This window comes from Zoogloea sp. JDB1, assembly GCF_056724025.1.
The window spans coordinates 3,212,344-3,236,678 of the sequence record NZ_CM161496.1 but is presented as its reverse complement, the minus strand read 5'-3'; the positions used below and the strand labels follow the sequence as shown (position 1 = coordinate 3,236,678).

General features: G+C 63.6%; 19 protein-coding genes. 8 read left to right on the top strand and 11 right to left on the bottom strand.

Annotation, left to right across the window (positions count from 1 at the left end):
* Positions 1-14 precede the first annotated feature (14 nt).
* Both AC1PPK_RS14585 and AC1PPK_RS14580 read right to left on the bottom strand, forming a co-directional pair.
* Entirely contained in the window at positions 15-1,475 is a 1,461-nt protein-coding gene (locus AC1PPK_RS14585) for a 2-hydroxymuconic semialdehyde dehydrogenase (RefSeq protein WP_481113770.1), read from the bottom strand.
* Positions 1,476-1,512: 37 nt separating this feature from the next.
* Entirely contained in the window at positions 1,513-1,956 is a 444-nt protein-coding gene (locus tag AC1PPK_RS14580) for a GlcG/HbpS family heme-binding protein (RefSeq protein WP_481113769.1), read from the bottom strand.
* A 173-nt stretch (positions 1,957-2,129) separates the two neighbouring features.
* Here AC1PPK_RS14580 and AC1PPK_RS14575 point away from each other — a divergent pair, with 173 nt between their 5' ends.
* The 3 genes from AC1PPK_RS14575 to AC1PPK_RS14565 all read left to right on the top strand — a co-directional run bounded on the left by AC1PPK_RS14575 (position 2,130) and on the right by AC1PPK_RS14565 (position 7,153).
* The gene (locus AC1PPK_RS14575) at positions 2,130-2,840 is read left to right on the top strand and encodes an FCD domain-containing protein (protein WP_481113768.1); all 711 of its coding nucleotides are present in this window, start codon (positions 2,130-2,132) and stop codon (positions 2,838-2,840) included.
* Positions 2,841-2,984: 144 nt separating this feature from the next.
* A complete protein-coding gene (locus AC1PPK_RS14570; protein ID WP_481113767.1) occupies positions 2,985-4,154 on the top strand; it encodes an FIST N-terminal domain-containing protein in 1,170 nt (389 codons plus the stop codon).
* Complete coding sequence (locus AC1PPK_RS14565) at positions 4,151-7,153, top strand: EAL domain-containing protein (protein WP_481113766.1); 3,003 nt, start codon at positions 4,151-4,153, stop codon at positions 7,151-7,153. Before AC1PPK_RS14570 ends, AC1PPK_RS14565 begins: the two co-directional genes overlap by 4 nt.
* Before the next feature lie 75 nt (positions 7,154-7,228).
* On the opposite strand, the gene AC1PPK_RS14560 is transcribed toward AC1PPK_RS14565, so the two are convergent.
* The 7 genes from AC1PPK_RS14560 to AC1PPK_RS14530 all read right to left on the bottom strand — a co-directional run bounded on the left by AC1PPK_RS14560 (position 7,229) and on the right by AC1PPK_RS14530 (position 12,980).
* Positions 7,229-8,158 carry a catechol 2,3-dioxygenase gene (locus tag AC1PPK_RS14560; protein ID WP_481113765.1) on the bottom strand — a complete coding sequence of 310 codons (930 nt, stop codon included), beginning with the start codon at positions 8,156-8,158 and terminating at the stop codon, positions 7,229-7,231.
* A 154-nt stretch (positions 8,159-8,312) separates the two neighbouring features.
* On the bottom strand, positions 8,313-9,368 hold the full coding sequence (locus tag AC1PPK_RS14555; protein ID WP_481113764.1) for a 2Fe-2S iron-sulfur cluster-binding protein: 1,056 nt from the start codon (positions 9,366-9,368) through the stop codon (positions 8,313-8,315).
* 3 nt (positions 9,369-9,371) lie between these two features.
* A complete protein-coding gene (locus tag AC1PPK_RS14550) occupies positions 9,372-9,731 on the bottom strand; it encodes a phenol hydroxylase subunit P4 (RefSeq protein WP_481113763.1) in 360 nt (119 codons plus the stop codon).
* Between the two features lie 74 nt (positions 9,732-9,805).
* On the bottom strand, positions 9,806-11,359 hold the full coding sequence (locus AC1PPK_RS14545; RefSeq protein WP_481113762.1) for an aromatic/alkene/methane monooxygenase hydroxylase/oxygenase subunit alpha: 1,554 nt from the start codon (positions 11,357-11,359) through the stop codon (positions 9,806-9,808).
* A gap of 22 nt (positions 11,360-11,381) precedes the next feature.
* Positions 11,382-11,651, bottom strand: a complete 270-nt coding sequence (locus AC1PPK_RS14540) for an MmoB/DmpM family protein (RefSeq protein WP_481113761.1) — start codon at positions 11,649-11,651, stop codon at positions 11,382-11,384.
* Between the two features lie 11 nt (positions 11,652-11,662).
* Complete coding sequence (locus AC1PPK_RS14535) at positions 11,663-12,661, bottom strand: aromatic/alkene monooxygenase hydroxylase subunit beta (RefSeq protein WP_481113760.1); 999 nt, start codon at positions 12,659-12,661, stop codon at positions 11,663-11,665.
* A 52-nt stretch (positions 12,662-12,713) separates the two neighbouring features.
* Positions 12,714-12,980 (bottom strand): phenol hydroxylase subunit, encoded by a 267-nt coding sequence (locus tag AC1PPK_RS14530; protein WP_481113759.1) that lies wholly within the window; start codon positions 12,978-12,980, stop codon positions 12,714-12,716.
* A gap of 367 nt (positions 12,981-13,347) precedes the next feature.
* Between AC1PPK_RS14530 and AC1PPK_RS14525 the strand changes: the two genes are divergently transcribed.
* The gene (locus tag AC1PPK_RS14525; protein ID WP_481113758.1) at positions 13,348-14,343 is read left to right on the top strand and encodes a cytochrome-c peroxidase; all 996 of its coding nucleotides are present in this window, start codon (positions 13,348-13,350) and stop codon (positions 14,341-14,343) included.
* Between the two features lie 10 nt (positions 14,344-14,353).
* Here AC1PPK_RS14525 and AC1PPK_RS14520 read toward each other — a convergent pair whose 3' ends face one another.
* On the bottom strand, positions 14,354-14,794 hold the full coding sequence (locus tag AC1PPK_RS14520) for a 2Fe-2S iron-sulfur cluster-binding protein (protein WP_481113757.1): 441 nt from the start codon (positions 14,792-14,794) through the stop codon (positions 14,354-14,356).
* Positions 14,795-14,986: 192 nt separating this feature from the next.
* Here AC1PPK_RS14520 and AC1PPK_RS14515 point away from each other — a divergent pair, with 192 nt between their 5' ends.
* Positions 14,987-16,666, top strand: coding sequence for a sigma 54-interacting transcriptional regulator (locus AC1PPK_RS14515; protein ID WP_481113756.1), 1,680 nt, complete (start codon positions 14,987-14,989; stop codon positions 16,664-16,666).
* Positions 16,667-16,712: 46 nt separating this feature from the next.
* On the opposite strand, the gene AC1PPK_RS14510 is transcribed toward AC1PPK_RS14515, so the two are convergent.
* The gene (locus AC1PPK_RS14510; protein ID WP_481113755.1) at positions 16,713-19,121 is read right to left on the bottom strand and encodes a putative bifunctional diguanylate cyclase/phosphodiesterase; all 2,409 of its coding nucleotides are present in this window, start codon (positions 19,119-19,121) and stop codon (positions 16,713-16,715) included.
* A gap of 1,111 nt (positions 19,122-20,232) precedes the next feature.
* Here AC1PPK_RS14510 and AC1PPK_RS14505 point away from each other — a divergent pair.
* From AC1PPK_RS14505 to AC1PPK_RS14495, 3 genes are all read left to right on the top strand, one after another.
* Positions 20,233-21,624, top strand: a complete 1,392-nt coding sequence (locus AC1PPK_RS14505; protein WP_481113754.1) for a GntP family permease — start codon at positions 20,233-20,235, stop codon at positions 21,622-21,624.
* A gap of 30 nt (positions 21,625-21,654) precedes the next feature.
* Positions 21,655-23,658, top strand: a complete 2,004-nt coding sequence (locus AC1PPK_RS14500) for an acyl CoA:acetate/3-ketoacid CoA transferase (protein WP_481113753.1) — start codon at positions 21,655-21,657, stop codon at positions 23,656-23,658.
* Positions 23,659-23,831: 173 nt separating this feature from the next.
* Positions 23,832-24,335, top strand: a complete 504-nt coding sequence (locus AC1PPK_RS14495) for a phasin family protein (RefSeq protein ID WP_481113752.1) — start codon at positions 23,832-23,834, stop codon at positions 24,333-24,335.

Here is a 24,335-nt window from a genome sequence, read left to right as displayed (position 1 = left end):
TCTTCAAATTCCTCTCAGAGCTTGACGCAGACGTTCTTGAGTTCGGTGTAGAACTCGAGGGAATGCACGCCGCCTTCGCGGCCGATGCCGGACTGCTTGGCACCGCCGAAGGGCGTACGCAGGTCGCGCAGGAACCAGGAGTTGACCCACACCAGGCCCACTTCCAGACGGCCGGCGACGCGGTGGGCGCGGGTCACATCCTTGGTCCACACCGAGGCGGCAAGGCCGTAGGTGGTGGTGTTGGCGCGGCGGACGACTTCCTCTTCGCTGTCGAAGGGCATCACCAGCGTGCAGGGGCCGAAGATTTCTTCGCGGGCAATGGCGGCTTCGTCACCCAGGCCGGTCCAGATGGTGGGCTGGACCCAGGCGCCTTCGCTCAGGCTGCCCGGCATGTCGGGCTCGCCACCACCAGTGACGACCGTGGCGCCCTCTTCCACCGCCTTGCGGTAGTAGGACAGCACCTTCTGCTTGTGCTCCAGGGAGATCAGCGGGCCCATGCCGGTTTCCGGGTTGTCGGGCAGGCCGACCACCAGCTTCTCGGCGCCTGCCTTCAGGCGGGCGACGAAGCTGTCGAACAGCGGGCGCTCCACATACACGCGCTCGGTGCCGAGGCAGACCTGGCCGCAGTTGGCGAAGCAGGAACGCAGCGTGCCTTCGATGGCCGCATCCAGATCGGCGTCGGCGAACACGATAGCCGGGTTCTTGCCGCCCATTTCCAAGGACACCGGACGGGCACCGTCGGAAGCCGCCTTCATGATTGCAGCGCCGGTGCGGGTTTCACCGGTGAAGGTGATCGCATTGACGCCCTGGTGGCGGGTCAGGAATTCGCCAGCGGAGTTCGGGCCGAAACCATGCACGACGTTGTAGACACCCTTCGGGATGCCGACCGCGTTCATCACCTCACCGAGCAGCGTGGCGGTCTGCGGGGTTTCCTCGGAGGGCTTGACCACCACCGCATTGCCGCAGGCCAGCGCCGGGCCGACCTTCCAGGTCATCAGCAGCAGCGGCAGGTTCCACGGACATACCACGCCAACCACGCCGACCGGGCGGCGCACCGCGTAGTTGATCGCGCCGCGACCATCCGGCGTGGCCATCTCGAAGAACTCGGTGGGGACGTTCTTCACCACGTCGGCGAAGATCTTGAAGTTGGCCGCGCCGCGGGGAATGTCCAGGTGGCTGGCCAGGCTGCGCGGCTTGCCGGTATCGGCCACTTCGGCGGCCAGGAAGTCCTCGAAGCGGCGGTTGATCTCGTTGGCCACGCCGTACAGCAGCTCGACACGGTCGGCGACGGTGATGCGCCCCCACTCGCCTTCCAGCGCCGCATGGCCGGCGGCGACGGCCGCATTCACTTCGGGCAGGCCGGCTTCGCTGACCTGGGCGATGACGCTGTTGTCCAGCGGAGAGCGCTTCTCGAAGAGGCGGCCGCCGGCGGCCTCGACGAATTCTCCGTTGATGAAGTTCTTGATCAGTTTCATCTGCTGTTCGTCCTTCTTGGTGAAGAGCTTGTCTTGTTCACTCGGCGCCGATGGCCTTGAGGGCCGCCCGTGCGCATTCCTCGTCCTGGGCTTCGGATGCACCGGACACACCGATGCCGCCGATCAGGCCGTCCGCGCTGCGGATCGGCAGGCCACCACCGAAAACCACCAGGCGCGGCCGCGCGGAGAAGCCCAGCTTCATCCCTTCGTCATGGCCGATAACGGACATCCAGTCCTTGGTTGAAAAACCGAATCCCGCGGCCGTGTAGGCCTTGTCGATGGCGATGTCGATGGACTGCACGAAGGCGCCCGGCATGCGCAGGAAGCCAGCCAGGTTGCCGCCGCTGTCGGCCACCGCCACGTTGATGCGCACGCCGATCTTGTTGGCGTGCGCCACCGCCGCCTGCAGCGCAAGGGCGGCTGCCTCGGCGGAGATCACGGCTTGAGGAACGGAAAGCGGGGTGGCGGAAGGCTGGCTCATCGTGGGCAGTCCTGAATCAGTGACGTTGATGGAACGATATTTCCTTCTTATCTCGACGTCAACAGTTTTTCTCGAGATTTTTGATTATGATCGCTTCAAGCCGGTTCGGCTAGAATTCATAACAAGCAACGGGCGCCCGCGAGGCACCGCCAGAAACACCGGAACTCCACACCATGAACGACCTAGTCAGCAGCACCGACCTCGCCAGCGAGGCCGACGAACCCAAGACCCTGGCCGAGGCGGCCTACCGCCAGCTGCGCCGGGACATCATCGAAGGCCTGCATCGCCCCGGCGAAAAGCTGCGGGTCGAGCACCTGAAGGATCAATATGAAGTGGGTGCCGGCACGCTGCGCGAAGCGTTGCAGTTGCTCGTCACCGACGCGCTGGTGGTGGCCCAGGGGCAACGCGGCTTCCGCGTGGCGCCGATTTCGCTGGACGACTTCGAGGACATCACCCGCACCCGCGTGCTGCTCGAAACCTCCGCACTGCAGCAGTCCATCGAGCTCGGCGACGACACCTGGGAAGCCAATGTGGTGGCGGCCTTCCACATGCTGTCCCGCGCCGAGGAAAAGCTCGTCGAAGGCGCCAAGGGCACCCGCGAGGAATGGGAGCTGCGCAACCGGGCCTTCCACGAGGTGCTCATCTCGGCCTGCCCATCGCGCTGGATCCGCCACTTCCAGAACATCCTGTACCACCAGTCCGAGCGCTACCGCCGCCTGTCCCTGTTCCGCCAGCCGATCCCGCGGGACGTCCACGCCGAGCACCAGGCCATCGTCGATGCAGCCCTCGCCCGCAACAGTGCCGAGGCGACGCGCATCCTGTCCGATCACATCCTGCGCACACTGGACGCTGTGCGTCAGTTGCCGGCGGACTTCATCAACTAGCGCAAAGCCGGGCTATTCACCCACTTTCGTGAGATATAACTAAAGACATACACCAGCGGCTCCGTTAATCTCCCTCCCTATAACGCGCCCGCGCAGGCGCGTAGTGGCCGCGAAGACGTGCCACGCCGAGGAGACAAAACTACAATGACGCCCCACCCTGCCAACGGAGTCCCGGCAAAGGGCATCCGCGTCGGCGAAAGCCATCATGCGGACGCGACGGCGGCCGCTCGCCAACTCGCCGAGAAGCTGACCCCCGCCCCGGATCGCCTGTCGGTGGTGTTCGCCTCCAGCAATTTCGCGCCGGAACAACTGGAAGCCGGCCTTGCCGATGCCTTCGGGCAGACGCCGCTGATCGGCTGTACGACGGCCGGAGAGATCGGACCGCGCGGCTACCAGCAGGCCAGCCTGGCCGGCGCCTCCCTCAGCGACGATGTGATCGATTTCGAGATCGGTCTGCTCGACGGCCTCGACCGCCTCGATCCGCACCGCATGGCGGCCTTCGCCCGCGACCTGCGCAACGCCCTGCAGACCCGCCACAGCCGCCTCGACGGCCTGTCCTGCTTCGCCTTCATGCTGGTGGATGGCCTGTGCGGCCGTGAGGAAAGCGTCGCCCGCGCGTTCCACGACGGCCTTGGCGGCATTCCCCTGTCCGGCGGCTCGGCCGGGGATGACCTGCACTTCGTCGATACGCGGGTGATCTACAAGGGGCGCCTGGTGGATAACGCGGCCGTGCTGCTGGTAGGCGTCAGCCACCGCCGGCTGGATGTGTTCCAGACTCAGCACTTCACTCCCACTGACGAACGGCTGATCGTCACTGGCGCAAGTCCCGCCGAGCGCCGGGTCACCGAACTGAACGGCTGCCCCGCCGCGGATGAATACGCCCGCGCCCTCGGCGTCAGCGTCGCGCGACTGACGCCGGCTGTCTTCGCCGCCAACCCGTTGCTCGTACGTATCGGCGGCGCCGATTTCGTGCGCTCCATCCAGCGCGCCAACCCGGACGGCAGCCTGGACTTCTTCTGCGCCATCGACCGCGGCATCGTCTTCAAGATCGCCCATGGCGAAGACCTGCTGAGCAATCTGGACAAGGCCCTCGACAGCGCTTCCGAAGCAGTCGGCGAGGCGGAACTGATCCTCGGCTGTGACTGCATCCTGCGGCGCCTGGCGGCCACCGAGACGGGCCTTGCCGACGCGGTGGGGCGCTGTTTCGCCAAGGGCCGCGTCATCGGCTTCAACACGTTTGGCGAGCAGTTCCGCGGCCTGCACCTCAACCAGACCTTCACCGGCATCGCCTTTGGCAAGGGGCCCGGACGATGAGCCGTACCGAAGACCTGCGCTGCGCCCCGGACGATGCGGCCGGCCTGCGCGCGGAGATCGCGCGCCGGGACCGCATCATCGAGGCCCTGGTTTACCAGGCCGAAAGCAACCCCTCCGCCCCCGGACAGGACTACGGCCTGCTGCAGACCACCTTCATGCTGGAGGAGCAGATCCGCCAGCGCACCGAGGAGCTGGTTGCCACGCTGAAGGCCCTGCGCGAGATGTCCTCCGAAGCCAGCGCGGCCCGCCACCAGCTGGAGGCGGCGATGGACAACATGTCCGACGGCTTCGCGCTGTTCGATGCCGACGACCGCATCCTGCTGTGCAACGAGGCTTTCCGCCGCCTGTGGGGGCTTGGCGGCCACCTCGGCGGGCGTCCTTTTCGCGAGCTGCTCGCCGCCTGCGCCACTGACCCTACCCTGCCCCACCGCCTGCAGGCCTGCCGGAACAGGCGCGAGCGCAGCGAGCTGAAGCTGCCGTCGGGACAAATCCTTCAGATCCGCGAACGACGCATGGACGACGGCGGCCTGGTGGGCATCTATTCAGACGTGACCGACCTGAAGGCGGAGGAGGCCCTGCTGCGCCAGCAAGCCCTGGCCCGCAAGTCCCAGTTGCTGCAGTCCACGCTGGACAGCATCGACCAGGGCATTGCGGTATTCGGTCAGGACGAACATCTGGTGGCCTGCAACCGGCGCTTCTTCACGCTGCTCGCCCTGCCAACCCACCTGGCCGAAACGGGCAGCCCCCTTGCGACCATGCGTCGCCACAGCGCCGTGGTCGCCCGCCTGTGCCCGCCCGGCCTCAGCCCGCAGACCCGCGCTACACGCTTTGAGCAGCACGCCGACGACGGCGCGGAACTGGAGTTGGGGCGCTTCCCGATGCCCGACGAAGGCTTCGTGCTCACCGTCAGCGACGTCACGTCCCTGAAGGAAGGCGAAGCCCGCATCGGCCGGCTGCTGGTCCAGCAACGGGCGATCTTCGACAACGCCCACGTCGGCATCATCTTCTGCCGGGACCGCCTGATCCTCGATGCCAACCAGCACATGGCGGCGATCTTCGGCTTCCATTCCCCGTCCGACCTGATCGGCCAGCGTACCGAGATCCTCTATCCGAGCCACGCCGACTATCTGGAGGTGGGCGGACGCATCTACCGCGATCTGGCCAGCCGGGGTTACAGTGAAGGCGACATCCGCATGGTTCGCAAGGACGGTAGCCCCTTGTGGATCCGCCTGTCCGGCCGCCCGCTGGATGCCCGCAGCGGCGGCGAAGGCTCGATCTGGGTCTTCAGCGACATCACCCGCCAGCGCGAGCAGCATGCCCAGCTGGAACTGGCGCAGCTGGTCTTCAACCACAGCAACGAGGCACTGATGGTCACCGATGCGGACAACCGCATCGAAAGCGTCAATTCGGCCTTCACCACCATCACGGGCTACGGCGCCGCCGAAGTGCTGGGCAAGACTCCGTCCATGCTCAAGTCGGGCCAGCACGACGCCGGCTTCTACAAGGCCCTGTGGGACGCCCTGGAGCAGGACGACCGCTGGGAGGGCGAAATCATGGACCGCCACAAGAGCGGCCGCGTCTACCCCAAGTGGCTGACGATCCGCGTCGTGCGCAACCCCGATGCCAGCGTCGCCCATTACGTGGCGGCCTTCAGCGACATCAGCGCCCGCAAGGCTGCCGAGGCGCAGATCCAGTACATGGCCCACCATGACGCGCTGACCGGCCTCCCCAACCGCATCCTGCTGCGTGACCGGTTCGAACAGTCCTTCCAGCGCAGCGTCCGCAACAGTGGCACGCTGGGAATGTTCTTCCTCGACCTGGATCAGTTCAAGCACATCAACGATACCCTCGGCCATGCCATCGGCGACGACCTGCTGATGGCCGTAACCAACCGCCTGGCCGGCTGCCTGCGGCACAGCGATACGATCAGCCGCCTCGGCGGCGATGAGTTCATCATTCTCGTCGAAGGGGACGAGTCGACGCGCTTCTACGCCGCTGTAGCAGAGAAGATCTGCCGTGCCCTGGAAAAGCCCTTCGACCTCGGCGGCCACGCGCTGACCGCCACCGGAACACTGGGCGTCGCCGTGGCGCCAGGCGATGGCCAGGACTTCGACACCCTGCTGAAGAAGGCCGACATGGCCATGTACCATGCCAAGGCCCGCGGCCGCGCCACCTTCAGCTTCTTCGACGAACGCATGAACCAGGACTCGGCCGAGCGCCTGTCCCTCACCACGCATCTGCGCCGTGCCCTCGGGACCGGCGAGCTGCGCCTGGTCTACCAGCCCCAGTTCGCCATCGGCGACAGCCACATGATCGGCGCCGAAGCCCTGATGCGCTGGCGCTCACCCCAATACGGTGAAATCAGCCCGGCACGCTTCATCCCGCTGGCCGAGGACACCGGCCTGATCCTGCCGATCGGCGAATGGGCGCTGCACGAATCCTGCCGACAGGCCCGGGAATGGGCCGACAGCGGCCAGCCCATCAAGATCGCCGTCAATGTGTCGGCGGTGCAACTGCACCGGGACGACTTCTCCGCCACGCTGGCCGCCGTGCTGCGGGACACCGGCGTGGCGCCGCAGCTGATCGAGCTGGAGCTGACCGAATCGGCGCTGATGAGCGACGCCGCCCGTTTCATCGAGCTGATCGCCTATGTGCGCAATCTGGGCATGTCGGTGGCCATTGATGATTTTGGCACCGGCTATTCGAGCCTGGCCTACCTGAAACGCTTCCAGGTCAGCAAGCTGAAGGTGGACCGCTCCTTCGTCAAGGACATCCCCGACGACGAGGAAGACCGGGCCATCGCCGAAGCCATCGTGCGCATGGGCCAGTCGCTGAAGCTGAGGGTGATTGCCGAAGGGGTGGAAACCCGCGAACAGCTGGATTTCCTGGCGGGCATCGGCTGCCACGAGGTGCAGGGCTACCTGCTGGGCCGCCCTGTCGAGGCGGCCGCGCTGGGTGCTGGCCTGACCGCGGGCACCGCGGCCGGCCGGCGTCATTGAAGGACACCCAGGAAACTGCGGATTTCCTTGCCCCGTCGGGGGGCGACCGGGTGCAGCCCGGCCGCCTTCAGGCGTTCAGGAAACGACCGTCAGGAAACGCTCGTTTAGCTTGCGGTCGTGGTAGAACACGCCGGTGCCGACCTCTTCCCAAGTCCAGGTGATCGGCGCGTAGTCCGGGTAAGGCTGGTAGCCGCCACAGAAGGTTTCGAAGCGGTTGCCGGATGGATCGAAGGCGTAGATCGTGGTGCCGCGGGTCACGCCGTGTCGGGTCGGGCCGATGTCGATGGACACCTTGTTCATGGACATGATGTCGGCGGCGCGCAGGACCTTTTCCCAGGTATCGAGCAGGAAGGACACGTGGTGTAGCTTGCCCGGCTCCGGGTGGCGCACGAAGGCAATGTCGTGGGCCTTGTGGGAGCAGGACAGCCAGATCGCCAGATTGGTCTCGCCATCTTCCATCAGCACGCGCTCGACGAGGTAGAAGCCCAGCACGTCCTCGAACAGCTTCTGTACCTTCTCGATGTCCGGGCCGTAGAGCAGACAGTGGTCGAGGCGCACCGGAGCGATGCCGCGCTCGGCATCGGGCGTCCACGGGTCCGGATTGACATACGTCATGCCGTTGCCGACGTCGGTCTTCTCGGCGTAGAGCTCGATCTGGTGACCGGACGGGATTTCGAAACGCACGCGCTCGCCGGTTTCCAGCAGCTCGCCGGCGGGGATGCGCTCGGTCTGGACGCCGTAGGCCCGAAGATCGCTATTGAGCCTTTCCAGCGTGGCCTTGTCCGCCACCTTAAAGGCGAAGAAGTCCATGCCAGCGGACTCCGCCTCGCGCAGGATCAGGCTGTTGTGATCGCGCTCGTCCCAGGCCTTGAAGTACACGCGGCCTTGGGCGTCGCGGCCAGTTTCGATGAGGCCCAGCACATTCTTGTAGTGATTGACGCCCTCTTCCAGATCCAGCACGCGCAGCTGCATGTGGCCGGGACGCAGAACTCCGGTCATTGCCATTCGTAATCTCCTCTTGTCCTTGTGGATGCCGGCATCGCCCGGGAAGCCGCCTTACGGCGGGTTTCCCGACCCGGCGAGCACTGTGTTTATCTTAAACTCTCATCTCGATAAGTCAATTTATTCTCGAGATTTTATTTTTATATCGATTTATTGATCAAACCCGCTTGAACAACGGGCTGCGCACCTGCTGCGCATCCGCAGCCGAGAAGAACTTCTCCGTATAGATGTCGTTCTCGAACAAGCGCCCCTGCATCAAAGTCGAGATGCAAGCGTCGATCATCATAGGCGGGCCGCACAGGTAGGCCTTGCGGCCGCGGAAGTCGTTGTCGAAATGGGCCTTGGCCGCTTCGTGCACGTAACCCCGGAAGCCTTGCCAGGCGGAGTCCGCCGGCTCGTCCGACAGGGCCGGCACGTAGGTGAAGTTGAGGTGCTTCTCCGCCAGCGCCAGGAACTCGTCGTGGTAGTACAGCTCGGCGCGGCTGCGCTGACCGTACACCAGCGTGATCGGCAGCGTGCTGCCCTCGGCCAGCAGGTCGAGGATCATGCTGCGCGGGCTGGACAACCCCGAGCCGCCAGCCATGAAGAGCAGCGGCACATTGGCCGACTTGCGCACGAAGAAGCGGCCGTAGGGGCCGGACAGCTTCATCCGATCCCCTTCCGCCAGCTTCTCATGGAGGTAGCCAGTGCCTGTGCCACCGGGCACGATGCGCACGTTGAGCTCGATCTCCCGCCCTGTCGATGGCACGTTGGCCAGCGAGAAGGCGCGGCTGATACCAAGGCCGGGAATGTCCAGGTTGATGTACTGGCCGGCCTGGAAATGAATGGCCTCGTCGAGCTCGATGAAGATGCCCTTGATGGTCGGCGTGAGCTGCTCGATGCGCTTCACGGTGCCGGGGAAGTCCTTCACCGGGATGGATTCTGCGTCCGGCTCTTCCTCGATCTCGGCTTCGATGGTCACGTCGCTTTCGAGGCGTGCGCAGCAGGCCAGCGTCTTACCCTCGGTGCGCTCGAAATCCATCAACGCGAAGCTCGACGCTTCACCGTGGTCCACTTCCCCATCCAGCACCTGCACCTTGCAGGTGGCACACAGACCGTGGCAGCACGCGTGGGGCAGCCAGATACCGGCACGCAGGGAGGCATCGAGAATGGTCTGCCCCTCCTCGACCTCGATGGTCTGGCCGAGGGGTTCGATGGTCAGCTCGTAGGACATGATTCAGCTCGCAGAACCCTTGATGCCGGTAAGGCCGGGGGTGCGGAAGCGCAGCACGTCCTTGTGCTTGAGCCCCAGTTCGGCCAGCGTCTTGTTGAAGTCCGGCTGCCAGGGCTGGCTGGACTTCAGCCACTCGACCTTGCTCCAGTCGACTTTCGCGAACTCCGGGTGATAGCCGAAGACGCCCGGCAGCACCTTGTCGATGATGTCGCCGAAGCGCATGTTCGGCGGGAACGGAAGGCAGAACGGCGCACAGAACAGCAGGTGCTGGTCCCAGCCGATGTACAGCAGCTGGTTGCCGTGAAAGTTCTCGAGCCGGTCGGCGGACTCGAAGGAATATTCCTTGATGGCGGCTACGCCCATGGTTGTCTCCTTGTATTTTTCCTATATTGGGGACCAGCCGGCGACCTGCGCCGGCCGGATGTGCCCCCTGTCTGTCAGGCGTTCTTGGTCGCCATACCGCGCCACATCTCGAAATTCTTCTGGTCCTCGGAACCTTCGAAGTCGAGGTTGTCGCGCCCCTGGGCCAAGTGGTAGTAGTCGAGCACCGCAGACAACGGGTCGAAACCCTCGGCGGTCGGATCGACGCCTTCCTCAAAGCAGTTGCCCTGGTAGATCTGGTGCACCGGCAGCCAGGCCTGGATGTACTTCTCCGGCTCGTGCTCAAAGATCTCTTTGCAGCCGTCGGAACAGAAGTGGTACTTGTTGTCCTTGTAGTCCACCTCCCGGTAGCAGATCTGCGTCGGGTCGCCCGGCTCGGTGAAGATCATCGGGATCTGGCAGGTCTGGCACAGCATCGGCAGCGTCTTGTTGTAGAAGCGGTTGCCCTTCTTGGCCTCCTCGCGCCAGTGCTCCAGACGCGGCCGGTAGTACTTGTCGAAGCTGTTCGGGTATTTCTGCGACAGCCAGTCCAGTTCGTCGTCGGTGGGAATCCAGGTGTGGAAGTTGCACGCCGCGGCGTAGTTGTAGAAGGTCGCCCAGGCCTGGTGGGAGATGTGGTCCTTGTCCTTCTCGATCTGGTCCAGCCACTTCGGCGGACGGATACCGTAGCGGGCCAGGTCCTTGAACAGCGCACCGCCGTTCTCCTCGAAGTAGACCTCCCAAGCCTCCTTCCAGCTCATGATGCGCTTGGGCAGCATGTAGTCCATCATCATGCCGACCAGAGTCAGCACGCGGTAACCGCGCCAGGTCCACTTGTCGATCCACTGCTGCACGATGGGCAGATTGTCCGGATCCTGCTCCAGCACGAACTTGATGACTTCGAGGCCCAGCGTCATGTGGCGGGCTTCGTCGGACTGGGCGGAGAAGCCGAAGGTCATGGTGCCCATGTCGCCGTTGTAGGCGGCACCGGACACGAAGGGCACGAACAGCAGGTTGGTCAACACGTACTCGAAGCTGAAGCCGATCGCCACCATGAACTCGAAGGGGCCGGCGGTCACCGCGTCGTCGAAGAAGGAGCGCGGCACCGACAGGTACCACACGCGCTCCAGCATGTGCCGGTATTCGTGGAAGCCGTTGTAGTACTTGTTGTAGTTGGAGAGGGAATGGATCTGCGTCTGGGCGTGACGGATCTCGTCCAGAGACTGCATCAGGCACGCAACCCGCGCGCCGACGCCGGGGAACTGGCGGCCGGTCATCGCGAAGCCACGATGGGCCATGTACTCCAGCGGGCTGATGCCGTTCAGGAACAGCTTGATTGCGTTGATGTAGCGCGCATCGGTGACGTTGAGGTGGCCGTTGTTCTGGGCGTAGGCGTCGATGATCGCGTACAGCTTGCGCTCTTTCTCGGCCTGGTACTTCCAGTAGGCATCCATGGTCAGGCGGAACGGGTCTTCCCACTTGTCCCAGTCATGGATCTTGATGCCCTCGTACTTGACGAAGGGGAACACGTCGTCCATCGACTGGTAGGTGGTTTCCCAGCCCAGGCCGCGGGTCATGTGCTGGTACTTCTCCTTGAGGCCCAGCTTCTTCTTGCCGACTTTCATGTCCATCTTGCGTGTCTCCTCGAAGGGTTCAGGCGTTCCAGCTCAGGGTCAGCTCGTCGTCGGTCTCGTTGACGTTGCCCGTGAGGGAAATCAGGTTGATGTGCAGTTCCTGCAGGTCGAAATCGCGGCCGATCAGCTCTTCGATGGTCGAGCGGCGCACGACCAGTGAACCCTCGGCGTCGATCTTCACCATCGCCGGCTGCTCGTTGCAGACGGCATGGGGGTTGTCGGCGAGGATGGCCTGGATGATCTGACGGGTGTCGTCGTTGGTTTGCAGCGCGATGAATACCTTGGACATGGAGCTTCCTCTCACAGGCTGACGCCGGCCTTGGCCATGCGCGCGTTGAACTGGTCCACCACCTCGCTGGTGATGGTGTCTGCTTCGCTACCGATGGCGATCTGGGCGATCGGCATCAGCGCTGCGGCGGCGCGGTCGCGCCAGTGGGTGATCCAGGTTTCCATCTGGGCCTTGTTGTCGGCAGATTCGGCGGCGGAGGTCTTCACCGTGGCGTCCACCCACTTCCTTGTTTCAGCAAACCAGTCGGTCATGAACTGGGTGAGCATCGCGATCGGCGTGCCGCCCTTCGACGAGAGCACGTTGTCGATGATGGTTTCGTACACCAGCGGGTACAGCAGGCCGTCCAGCGCCACCATCTGGGCGACGAAGACCTCCAGCGGGTCCTTCAGCACGAAACAGTCTTCCACGTAGCGGCGCAGGCCCTGCCAGGCACTGTCTTCCATCCAGCTCTGCTTGGCGGTGTCGAGCACCTCCACGTCGTCGCCGAGCAGCAGGCCGACGCGGGTGATGTACTGGGCGATGCCCAGCATGTCCATGGAGTGGTAGATGCACGGCTGAGTCAGCGCGGTGCCGTAACCGTAGGCAGTGATGAAGGCAGCGTTCATGTTGCCGCCCCAAGCTGCGTGGCGCAGCGGCAGCAGCAGCTTGAGCACGGTGTCCTTCAGCTCGGCCGGCAGGGTGTCGGCCAGACCACGGCCTTCGACGAAGTCGAAGTTGGACTCGGCGGTTTCCTGCTGCTTGGCGCGGGCCAGGGTATAGGCACCGTAGTAGAACTGGCGCGGGTCCTTGAAGGCGTACCAGTCGGCCATCTTGATCGCGCTGCGGGAGGCGTCGAAGATCTCGTGGTCCGGATCCCAGGTCGGCCGGTAGTGGAAGTTGTGGGTCGCCTGGACTTCCAGCGTACCTTCCTGGTAGCGGGTCGCTGCCTTGTCCGCGCCAATGCGGCGGGCGATGTGGTCGAACGTCTGCCGCTGCGGCTTGATGGTGACGGTGCGCAGATCCATCTGCATGGTGTCTCTCCTCCTTCTTCTATTCAAATTCCGGGCATGCGGCCCGGCCGGTTTATCTGAAGCGTTGATGCGTGGCCTCGTGGAGGCTCCAGTTGAAGTCGCCGTCCTCCTCCGCCTCCGGCCGGGAACCCTCCAGGAGGATCACCCGGTTGGTCTTGCAGAACTCCTCGTAGGCCGCCTCTGGCAACAGCATCTCGACGAAGAGCGCGGGGTCGGAAATGGAGAACTCGAACTCCACCAGGCCGTCGGGGCGCCGCTCCACCAGGCGTACGTACTTGCGGTTCACATCCACGGGCGGAGGGCTGGTCGGATCGGTCATCGTGTTCTCGGTCTGGTCTGCGACAGGCTTCCTTAATCAAGCCCCGTACCAGTTCCAGCAAACCCATGATCCGAAAAGACAAAATCTGCTTTTTCTCGAGATTATTAGAAAAAGCAGATTTTATTGATTGATCAATTGATCAAATGCTGCAGCGCAGCTTGATGATCTGGTTAAGTCACTCGGGTGCTTCCCTCGCGTCTGGGAGCATCGATACGGAAACAACCCAAAACAGGCATTTGACATACAAAATGTCTATTTGCATATTCCTTAAGGATTCCTTAAACCTCCGGGATGAATATCCGGGACTCGCCGTACGGGCTTTCCAAGCGGCAGCACCGGCCATCCTCAAATCCACAAGGAGTTCTTCGTGAACCTGAACCACAGTCTTTCCATCCTCGGCCTCGCGGCTTGCGCCATCGGCAGCGCCCATGCGGCGCCGACCACCGAACCGATCCAGCCCATCGTGCCGCCCAAAATCGGCAACCCTGCCGCCGTCGAGCTGGGCAAGGCCTTGTTCTTCGATCCGCGCCTGTCCAAGTCGGGCTTCATCTCCTGCAACTCCTGCCACAACCTGTCCATGGGTGGTAGCGACAACCTCAAGAGCTCCATCGGTCACGGCTGGCAGAAAGGGCCGATCAATTCACCGACGGTGCTCAATGCTCGCTATAACCTGGCCCAGTTCTGGGATGGCCGCGCGGCCGACCTCAAGGCGCAGGCCGGCGGGCCGATCGCCAACCCCGGCGAGATGGCCTTCAGCCACGAACTCGCCGTCGATACGCTGAAGACCATCCCCGGCTACGTGACGGCCTTCCGCAAGGCCTTCGGTTCGGACGAGGTCAACGTGGACCGCATCACCGGCGCGATTGCCGCCTTCGAAGAAACTCTGGTAACGCCCAATTCGCGCTTCGACCAGTGGTTGAAGGGCAACAAGAAAGCGCTGAATACGGAAGAGCTAGCCGGCTACAAGCTGTTCAAGGACAGCGGCTGCGTGGCCTGCCACAACGGCCCGGCCGTCGGTGGCAATTCCTTCCAGAAGATGGGAGTGGTAGAGGCCTACAAGGCGAACAGCCCGGCCGAAGGGCGCATCGCGGTAACCGGCAAAGACGCTGACCGCTTCCTGTTCAAGGTGCCCACGCTGCGCAACGTGGAGCTCACCTATCCGTACTTCCACGACGGCGGCGCGGCAACCCTTGGCGAAGCGGTGGATACCATGGGTCGCCTGCAGCTGGGCCGCAAGTTCAGCGCCGAGGAAAACGCGAAGATCGTCGCCTTCCTGAAGGCCCTCACCGGCCAGCAGCCGTCCTTCAAGCTGCCCTTGCTGCCGCCGTCCGTCGACACGACGCCACGGCCGCAGCCATTCTGAGTCCGACGGTCTAGCCTGCCGGCCTGGCCGGGGGTGCAGCGGGGGCGTCCACGGGCGCCCCCGTGTTTTTTTCCATTCCCCGCTCCAGCGCCTTGACCATCTTGCCGACCACTGTCAGGGACATCTCGCCGCGGGGAAAGACACGACAAGCCAGCACCACGCCGCTGGCCTCCTCTTCGGCGCTCACGCAGTCGCGGCTCATCTTGCGTGCCTCGTAGCTGCCGGACTGGATCGCCACCTTGCAGATCCCGCAGCCGCCGCCTCGGCAGCCAACCGGGATGCCCCGCCGTCCCAGCACTTCCATGCCGCGCAACAGGTTCAGCTCGGCATCGCAGGTGTAATCCTCACCGCTGTTTCCGATATGGATCAGGTACTTCTGGGCCATGGTCTCCTCCTGGCACATCATCGATCCGGATTGCTCGCTCTGGATGGCGAATCGGTCCGGTTTCATTTTTCTCGAGATTATGTATTATTATCGCCAATAATCTTATAACGCAAGCTGATGAGGAATCGGCACTCCGCTGTGCGGAGCGTCCGCAGGCCCATATCGGCCACGTGGTATAAGACCCTGTCTCCCGCCGCCCGGCATTGCGCCGGCCATCATTATTCCTATCAAGCGGCGGAAGACGCTGGAGGAGACATCGTGAGCGACATCCATTACCCGCAGAACGCCGATCTGCGCAGCCTCGTGCGCTTCTGTTCCGAGAAGGGCCTGATCTGGCTCCACGAAAGCCGCATGATCCTGATGCACGCGGCGGCCCTGTCCGAACTGCGCAAGGAACTCATCAACTCGGTCGGCATCGACCAGGCCCGCCGCATCCTGACCCGCATGGGCTACGCCGCCGGCGCCCGAGATGCCGAACTGGCAAAAAAAATCCGCGGCGACCAAAGCCTGCAGGACGCCTTCGTGGTCGGCCCCCAGCTGCACATGCTGGAAGGCATGGTGCACGTCACCCCAATCAAGCTCGACTTCGACAAGGACGCCAGTCACTTCTACGGCGACTTTCTGTGGGAGAACTCCGTCGAGGCGGAAGTCCACGTGCGTGAGTTCGGCCACTCGGAACATCCGGTGTGCTGGATGCAGATCGGCTACGCATCGGGCTACACCTCAGCCTTCATGGGTCGCTTCATCCTGTTCAAGGAGACCGAGTGCGTCGCCACCGGCCGCAACCGCTGCCGCATCGTAGGCAAACCGGTGGAGGAATGGCCTGACGCCGCCGACTACACGCCCTACTATGAGGCCGACTCCATCGTCAGCCGCATGCTCGAATTGCGCAGCGAGGTCGATGCGCTGCGCGCCACCCTTGAACGCCGCCTGCCACCCCCCAGCCTGATCGGCTCGTCGGCCGGTTTCCGCCACGCTTACACACTGATCGACAAGGCCGCCGCCACCCAGGTCACGGTGCTGCTGCTCGGCGAAACCGGGGTTGGCAAGGAGCGCTTCGCCCGTGCCCTACACGAGATGAGTCCCCGCACCGCCGGTCCCTTCGTGGCGATCAACTGTGCGGCCCTGCCCCACGACCTCATCGAATCGGAACTCTTCGGCGTCGAGCGCGGCGCCTTCACCGGCGCGCAGGTGTCGCGGATGGGCAAGTTCGAGCGCGCCGACGGCGGCACCCTGTTCCTCGACGAGGTCGGCGAACTGCCACTGGCCGCCCAGGCCAAGCTGCTGCGCGTGTTGCAGGAAGGCGAAATCGAGCGCCTCGGCGATGACCGCACGCGCAAGATCAACGTGCGTCTGGTGGCAGCCACCAACGTGGACCTGCATGCCGCGGTCAAGGCCGGGCGCTTCCGCAGCGACCTGTTCTACCGGCTCAACGTCTATCCGGTCGTTATCCCGCCACTGCGTGAGCGGGTCGCCGACATTCCGCTGCTGGTGGAGGCCATGCTGAAGCGTTTCGGCGCACTGCACGGCAAGCGCATCGCCGGCGTCACCGACAAGGCGCTACGCGCGTTGAAAGGACACGCCTGGCCCGGCAATATCCGCGAGCTTGAGAACACCATTGAGCGCGGCGTGATTCTCGCCCCGCAGGACGAATGGATCGAGGTCGAACACCTGTTCGCCGGCCCGCAGGACTTCGAGGCCCGTCAGGAAGGCATCGATGACGCCGGCAGCCTCAGCTCAGCGACCGCCGACGACGCCACGAATACCCTGTGCAGCCAGGTCATCGCCGCCGGCATCGGGCTGGACAGCCTCGAGCAGGCGTTGATCCAGCACGCAGTCAAGGAGGCAAAGGGCAATCTGTCAGGCGCGGCGCGCCTGCTCGGCATCACCCGCCCGCAGCTCAACTATCGCCTGAAGAAGAAAGAAAGCCCGGCGTAAAAGAGGGGTTGCGGACAGGCCTCGGCAAGAACTGCCGACGTAGGACTCAGAGCACTACAGGTACGCAATTGGAAGCAGCCTGCCAGCGCTCTTCGATGACCTCCGCCGGCACAGGCCGGCTGAACAGGTAACCCTGCAGAAAATCGCAACCGCCACGCCGCAACAGGTCTGCTTGGCTTTCTGTCTCGACCCCTTCGGCAACCACCGCCAATCCAAGGGTACGCGCCAGCGCCAGGATGGTATGGATGATCGCAACACCGTGTTCGTCCAGATCGGCCTCACCGACGAAGGAGCGGTCGATCTTCAGCACGTCGATGGGCAGACGGCGCAGGTAGGCCAGGCTCGAATAGCCCGTGCCGAAGTCGTCGATGGCCACCGTCACGCCCAACTCCTTGAGTGCCTGCAGCGTTTGAGCCGCCTCTGCGGGACGGTTCATCACCATGCTCTCCGTCAGCTCGATCTCCAGCAAGGTCGGCGGGATCTCTGCGGCCTCGGCCTGGCACAGGATCTCGCCGACCAGATCGCCCTCGACGAACTGGCGCGCCGAGATATTCACCGCCACCCGTTGCCACCCGTAACCGGCCCGGTGCCAGGCGGCGATCTGCCGGCAGGCTTCACGCAGGGTCCACCGCCCCAACTCGCCGATCAGGCCGCAATCCTCCGCCACCGGAATGAACTGGGATGGTTGGATGGCGCCCCGCTCGGCGTTGTGCCAGCGCAGCAGCGCCTCGTAGCCGACGATCTCGCCACTGGCGGCCCCCACCTTGGGCTGGTAGTGCAGACTCAGCTCCCCATGAGCCAATGCGTGGCGCAAGGCTGTTTCCAGTTCCAGCCGCAAGCGTGCGGCCTCCGACATGGCAGGCTCGAAGAAGCGATAGACGCCCCGCCCTGCGGCCTTCGCCGCATACATCGCCACGTCGGCGTTTTTCATCAAGGTGGTGCCATCGCTGCCATCGTCCGGAAACACCGCCACGCCGACCGATGTGCCGATGTTGATGCGGTGGGACAGGACCTGGATGGGCTCGCTGATCGCCTCGATGATCTTGCGGGCCAGCGTGGCGCAGACCCGGCCGTTCTGCATGCCGCGCACCAGCACTACGAACTCGTCGCCGCCCAGCCGCGCCACGGTGTCCGACTGGCGGACCAGGCCCTTCACCCGCTGGGCAACCTCCACCAGCAGCATGTCGCCGACCTGATGGCCGAGGCTGTCATTGACGCTCTTGAACTGGTCCAGATCGAGGAACATCAAACCCAGCTGCTCCCGATCCCGGCGCGCCATCTCGATGCCATGGCGCAGGCGATCCTCCAGCAGGAAGCGATTGGGCAAGCCGGTCAGCGCATCGTGGAAGGCCAGAAAGCGGATGCGCTCGTCCTTTTCCTGGGACTCCGTGATGTCGGTGACTGCAAACACGTAGTGCGTGACCTTCCCGCCCGCATCGCGCACTGCGTCGATGGAACGGCGCTCGAGGAACAGGCCGCCATCCGCCTTGCGGCTCCATACTTCGCCGGACCAATGGCCGAGGCGGCGCAGTTCGCCCCACATGGCCTCGACCGCCATCGGATCGTGGTCAGCAGGATTCAAGGCTCCGATGGGGTGCCCCACAATGGACACCGGCGACATTCCGGTCATCGCGCAAAAAGCCGGATTGGCCTCGACGATCAGGCCTTCGGCGTCCGTGATGATGACACCCGCCGCGATGTTCTCGATGGCCGCCGATGCCAACCGGACCTTGGCGGTACGCTCCGCCACCATGCGCTCCAGCCCGGCGTTCTGCGAGGTCAGCGCATCGCGCGCTGCCACCAACTCCCGGTTCAGCGCCTCGACGATCTCGTGCTGCCGACGCGCCTCGCCCAACAGCCCCTGGTTCTCGATCAGGCTGCGCCGGGCCGCCAGCAAGGTTTTTCGCGCCCAGTAGTGGGCCGACAGCATGGTCGCCAGATAGCACATCGTCAGCCCGCCGAGCACGGTGGAGCCGGGCAATGGCAGCGCAACAAACAGCAAGGCGCCCGGCAACAGCAGGCAGGCGATGTAGAAGCGGGCAGACCACAGCACCGGTGCGAGCACCGATGCCGCCCGACCGGCCAGACCAAAATGGATGAGCGCCAACACCAGCACTTCCCCGGTACTGATATCCGGCCGCAGCTGGAACGGCAACAGCGCCCACAGGACAGACACCGCCGCCAGCGGCATCCAGAACAGGCGCTCCATGAAATGCAGCGACCGTGCGGCGAACGTCCGCTCCCCCAACCGCAACGTGGCAACCCGGATGGCGACCGCGGCCAACATCGACAGCAGCCACGGGATTGCCAGCCAATCCCCCGTCATGGACTTGTGCAGCCAGGCAACGCAGAGCACCGCGAGGCCATTGAGCAAGGCCCCCCCTTGCCCCTGAGCGAAGGCGTTTTCGATCAGGGACCAGCGTAGCAACTTATCGTGGCGGTTTTCGTTTTCCATTCGGATGCATCTCGGACAAGACCACAGCCGGCACGCAGGCCAATGTGCGTCCCGACCTTGCCCCGCCCTTCCCAGGCCGGACAAACTTGCCCTTAACGACCCAGACCCCGCCGACTTGAACACGGCAGAAGGACCAGCGTGCCGTATTCCACACACAGTCCTACCGAACTGAAAAAAAGAAATGCCCCTCGTCCGCCGACGAAAGGCATTTCTTATATGAGCACCATTCCACCGCCTGCCCGGCAATGCCGTTGGGCGGCAGGCTCACGGATCACCTCCAGCCGCAGTCCGGAAGACGTTCCTCCGACGACCGCAAGTACCGCCCCCCGCCCACGTACGACAGGTACGCATCGAAAGCGCCGGCCCAGTAATCGAACCACCAACTCAGCGGGCTCATGATTCTGCTCCTCCCCGGCTTGTGCCTGATACCGCAAGAGAACCCGGAATAGACCAGTGCAATGCCTAGAAGCTCACGCTGGCTCCGCATGCGGAACATGCCCAAAGCCAAAAAATGCGACATACGATACCGCAGAACTGACCCGCGCCTGCCTGCCCTGCGTGTGCCCGAACTACTTCACGGAGAACCAACAATATTTCTTTATTGTTTGCATTACCCATCCTATTTGCATGGGTAATGCAAACCTTCCCCGGAGCCTGGAACCAGCAATTTATACGCCAAGCAAAAGAATAAAAGTCGATTCAATCGCTTACCTGCTCTCCGAGTCCGGCCTGGCCGACGCCCGTAAAGTTTCCCGACACCGCGAGCTTATCTGTGCCTCCAATCATGGCTGACAGCGACTGCCCGCCATCGGCCCGACCTCCGCCATTCAGCCTGGGAGAATCAGTCTTTCTAATCGACAGTGTATTCCCCCGCTCCGGCCCCATTTCCCTTTCGCCTCCCGCCGCAGAACCTTCCGGGTATTCCCTTAGGTCCTTATGCCTAGGGGAATACCCCTAACAAAACAACGCCATACGCATCACCCATATGGCGTAATCTTTGCCGACCATTTTTTTCATTTATTCCGTCGCCACGCAGTACCGCAACATCAGCATTTCCGTTCCCGTTCCCGTTTCCATTCCGTCTCATAGCTGTTACAGAAAGGTAAGGACCATGGATTTCCTGATAGTCATCGCAGCCCTGGTATTTCTGATGTTCATCGCCTACCGGGGCTACAGCGTGATTCTGTTTGCTCCGGTAGCCGCTCTCGGGGCCGTGCTGTTCACCGACCCCGGCCTGGTGGCCCCCGCCTTCACCGGTCTCTTCATGGACAAGATGGTCGGCTTCGTGAAACTGTATTTCCCGGTCTTCATGCTCGGCGCCGTATTCGGCAAGGTCATCGAGCTATCGGGCTTCTCGAAGGCCATCGTCTCGTCGGTGATCAACATGGTCGGCCGCGAGCGGGCCATGCTGTCCATCGTGCTGGTCTGCGCGCTGCTCACCTACGGCGGCGTATCCCTGTTCGTGGTGGTCTTCGCGGTCTATCCCTTCGCTGCCGAGATGTTCCGCCAGGGCAATATTCCGAAACGCCTGATCCCCGGCACCATCGCGCTGGGCGCCTTCACCTTCACGATGGACTCCCTGCCCGGCACACCGCAGATCCAGAACATCATCCCGACCACCTTCTTCAAGACCAACACCTGGGCCGCTCCGTCACTGGGCGTGATCGGCGCTGTGTTCATCCTGATCGTCGGCCTGACCTTCCTCAACTGGCGCCGCCGCACCGCCCAGAACGCTGGCGAGGGCTACGGCGACAAGTTGCTCAACGAACCGGAACCCTTCACCCACGAGAAGCTCGCCAACCCGGTCATCGCAATCCTGCCGCTGTTTGTCGTCGGCATCTTCAACAAGGTGTTCACCAATGTGATCCCCGACATCTACGGCAAGATGCATGACCTCGTTCTGCCCGGCCTGGCCAAGCCAATCTCCACCGACGTGTCCAAGATCGCAGCCATCTGGGCCGTGGAGGCGGCGCTGCTGCTGGGCATCCTCTGCGTACTGGCGTTCGCCTTCAAGCCGGTGATGGAGAAATTCGCCGAAGGCTCAAAGGCCGCCGTCGGCGGCGCGCTGCTGGCCTCGATGAATACCGCCTCCGAATACGGCTTCGGCGCGATCATCGCCGCGCTGCCGGGCTTCATCTACATCGCCGACGCCCTCAAGGCGATCCCCAACCCGCTGATCAACGAAGCCATCAGCATCACCACGCTGGCCGGCATCACCGGCTCGGCCTCGGGCGGCATGAGCATCGCACTGGCGGCGATGGCGGAGACCTTCATCGCCAACGCCCAGGCGGCCGGCATCCCGCTGGAAGTCTTCCACAGGGTCGCCTCGATGGCTTCCGGCGGCATGGACACCCTGCCTCACAACGGCGCCGTGATCACGCTGCTGGCCGTCACTGGCCTGACCCATCGGCAGTCCTACGGCGACATCTTCGCGATCACCGTCATCAAGACCTCCGCGGTTTTCGTGGTTATCACTGCCTACTATCTTTTCGGTATCGTTTGAGCCGCGCCCGATAGCCAAAGGAGACCCGAAATGAGCCAAACCAAGCAGAAATTCTCACCACCGCAAGGCCGCAACACCGGCAAAGTGGTCAGCGCAGCCGACGCGGTCAAGCTGATCCGCTCGGGCGACACCCTCGCCACCACCGGCTTCGTCGGCATCGGCTTTCCCGAGAACATCGCCATCGCCCTTGAGCAGCGCTTCCTGGAAACCCGCGACCAGAGCAGCGACGGCCGCGGCAAGCCGGAGGGGCTGACCCTCGTCTACGGCGCCGGCCAGGGCGACGGCAAGGACCGCGGCCTCAACCACCTGGGCCACGAAGGCCTGGTCAAGCGCGTCGTCGGCGGCCACTGGGGCCTGGTGCCACGCCTGCAAGAGCTGGCCGTCGCCAACCGCATCGAGGGCTACAACCTGCCTCAGGGCGTCATCACCCACCTGTACCGGGACATCGCTGCCGGCAAACCCGGCACGCTGACCCGCGTCGGCCTCGGCACCTTCGTCGACCCACGCTTCGGCGGCGGCAAGGTGAACAGCTGCACCACCGAGGATCTGGTTCGCATCATGGAGATCGACGGCGAGGAATACCTGTTCTACAAGGCCTTCCCGATCAGCGTCGGCATCGTGCGCGGTACCACCGCCGACCAGGACGGCAACATCACGATGGAGAAGGAAGCCCTGACGCTGGAAGGCCAGGCCATCGCGATGGCGGTGCGCAACAGCGGCGGCATCGTCATCGCCCAGGTGGAACGCATCGCCGAATCCGGCTCCCTCAACCCGCGGCAGGTGAAGATCCCCGGCATACTCGTGGACTGCGTGGTAGTGGCCGAGCGCCCCGAGTGGCACATGCAGACCTTCATGGAGCAGTACAGCCCGGCCTTCTCCGGCGAGATCCGCATCCCGGTCACGTCCCTCGAGCCGATGGAGATGAGCGAGCGCAAGATCATCGCCCGCCGTGCGGCCATGGAGCTGATCCCCAACGCGGTGGTAAATCTCGGCATCGGCATGCCCGAAGGCGTGGCCGCAGTGGCAGCGGAAGAACGGGTCATCGACCTGCTGACCCTCACCGCAGAGCCCGGCGTGATCGGCGGCATTCCCCAGGGCGGGCTCAACTTCGGCGCGGCGGTCAACACCGCGGCCATCGTGGACCAGCCGAGTCAGTTCGACTTCTACGACGGCGGCGGCCTCGACATCGCCTTCCTGGGCCTCGCCCAGGCCGACGAGCAGGGCAACCTCAACGTCTCCAAGTTCGGCCCCAAGCTGACCGGCGCCGGCGGCTTCATCAACATCAGCCAGAACGCCAAGAAGGTGGTCTTCGTCGGCACTTTCACTGCAGGCGGCCTCGAAGTGACGCTGCAGGATGGTCAGCTGAAGATCCTCGTCGAAGGCAAGGCGGTCAAGTTCGTCAAGGAAGTGGAGCACCGCACCTTCAGCGGCGCCGAGGCCGTACGGCGCAAGCAGCCGGTGCTATACATCACCGAGCGCTGCGTGTTCGAACTGACACCGGACGGCGTCGAGCTGATCGAGATCGCGCCGGGCATCGACGTGGAGCGGGACATCCTCGCCCACATGGCTTTCAAGCCGATCATCCGCGGCACGCCCTGCCTGATGGATGAGCGCATCTTCCGCGACGTGCCGATGGCCCTGCGCCAGACCGTCCTGGCCACACCGCTGGAGTCGCGCTTCCATTACGACGCAGAGCAGAACCTGTTCTTCATCGACTTCGACAATCTCCGCCTGCGCCATCCGGGCGACATCGAGAAGATCCACGACCTCGTGGCCAGCATCCTCGACCCGGTCGGGCACAAGGTGCCGGTGGTGGTGAACTACCACGGCTTCGACATCCTCGACGAGCTCATCGAGCCTTACGCAAACATGATCAAGGGCTTGATGGAGACCCATTACACCCGCGTCACCCGCTATGCCACCAACCCGTTCCTGAGGGCCAAGCTCGGAGAAGCCCTGAATGCACGGCACGTTCCGCCGAAGATCTTCGACTCTGCCGAGGAGGCGCGTGCGGGGCTGACGGACGGCCAGTGAGGACTCCTCACCACAGCTGTCGCTGCAGTGCAACATAATGTGCGGCAGCGCACTGAATTTTTGCGCCCCTTCCGTCGTCCATATAAGAGCCTGTGCTATCGTTTTTCATAGGAGGCCACGGGAGGGATTCAATCTGGGGCTTTTACTGTTCATAACAACGCGTGGAGAAAACTATGGCTACAAAGCAAGAACAGCAATTCAACGAGATTCAGAAGAAGAACCTGGAAGCCGCCATGCGCCTGGCCCAGCTCTCCATCGAAAACTCCCAGCGCATCATGGAGCTGCAGGTCGGCACCGCCAAGTCCCTGTTCGAAGAAGGCGTCGCCAACGCCAAGGCCCTGTCCAGCGTCAAGGATCCGGCCGAAGCCCTGAACCTGCGTACCGCCTACGCCCAGAGCACCACCGAAAAGATGCTGACCTGCGCGCGCGAGATCGCCGAGATCACTGCCAAGACCCAGGCCGAAGTCGGCAAAATGGTCACCGAGCAGCTGACCGGCGGCGGCCAGGACGTCGTCAACTCCTTCCAGAAGCTCTTCAAGGGCCTGCCCATTGGCGACCACAACGCTCTGGGCTCCATCCAGAGCGCCATGGACACTGCCCGTGCCGCCTACGAGCAGATGACCAAAGCCTCCACCGAAGCTTTCCAGGCCTTCACCAAGCTGACCCCAAAGAAGTAA

Coding starts and splice junctions, on each gene's coding strand:
- AC1PPK_RS14585 (WP_481113770.1), bottom strand. CDS start 1,475: ATGAAACTGATCAAGAACTTCATCAACGGAGAATTCGTCGAGGCCGCC.
- AC1PPK_RS14580 (WP_481113769.1), bottom strand. CDS start 1,956: ATGAGCCAGCCTTCCGCCACCCCGCTTTCCGTTCCTCAAGCCGTGATC.
- AC1PPK_RS14575 (WP_481113768.1), top strand. CDS start 2,130: ATGAACGACCTAGTCAGCAGCACCGACCTCGCCAGCGAGGCCGACGAA.
- AC1PPK_RS14570 (WP_481113767.1), top strand. CDS start 2,985: ATGACGCCCCACCCTGCCAACGGAGTCCCGGCAAAGGGCATCCGCGTC.
- AC1PPK_RS14565 (WP_481113766.1), top strand. CDS start 4,151: ATGAGCCGTACCGAAGACCTGCGCTGCGCCCCGGACGATGCGGCCGGC.
- AC1PPK_RS14560 (WP_481113765.1), bottom strand. CDS start 8,158: ATGGCAATGACCGGAGTTCTGCGTCCCGGCCACATGCAGCTGCGCGTG.
- AC1PPK_RS14555 (WP_481113764.1), bottom strand. CDS start 9,368: ATGTCCTACGAGCTGACCATCGAACCCCTCGGCCAGACCATCGAGGTC.
- AC1PPK_RS14550 (WP_481113763.1), bottom strand. CDS start 9,731: ATGGGCGTAGCCGCCATCAAGGAATATTCCTTCGAGTCCGCCGACCGG.
- AC1PPK_RS14545 (WP_481113762.1), bottom strand. CDS start 11,359: ATGGACATGAAAGTCGGCAAGAAGAAGCTGGGCCTCAAGGAGAAGTAC.
- AC1PPK_RS14540 (WP_481113761.1), bottom strand. CDS start 11,651: ATGTCCAAGGTATTCATCGCGCTGCAAACCAACGACGACACCCGTCAG.
- AC1PPK_RS14535 (WP_481113760.1), bottom strand. CDS start 12,661: ATGCAGATGGATCTGCGCACCGTCACCATCAAGCCGCAGCGGCAGACG.
- AC1PPK_RS14530 (WP_481113759.1), bottom strand. CDS start 12,980: ATGACCGATCCGACCAGCCCTCCGCCCGTGGATGTGAACCGCAAGTAC.
- AC1PPK_RS14520 (WP_481113757.1), bottom strand. CDS start 14,794: ATGAAACCGGACCGATTCGCCATCCAGAGCGAGCAATCCGGATCGATG.
- AC1PPK_RS14510 (WP_481113755.1), bottom strand. CDS start 19,121: ATGGAAAACGAAAACCGCCACGATAAGTTGCTACGCTGGTCCCTGATC.
- AC1PPK_RS14505 (WP_481113754.1), top strand. CDS start 20,233: ATGGATTTCCTGATAGTCATCGCAGCCCTGGTATTTCTGATGTTCATC.
- AC1PPK_RS14500 (WP_481113753.1), top strand. CDS start 21,655: ATGAGCCAAACCAAGCAGAAATTCTCACCACCGCAAGGCCGCAACACC.
- AC1PPK_RS14495 (WP_481113752.1), top strand. CDS start 23,832: ATGGCTACAAAGCAAGAACAGCAATTCAACGAGATTCAGAAGAAGAAC.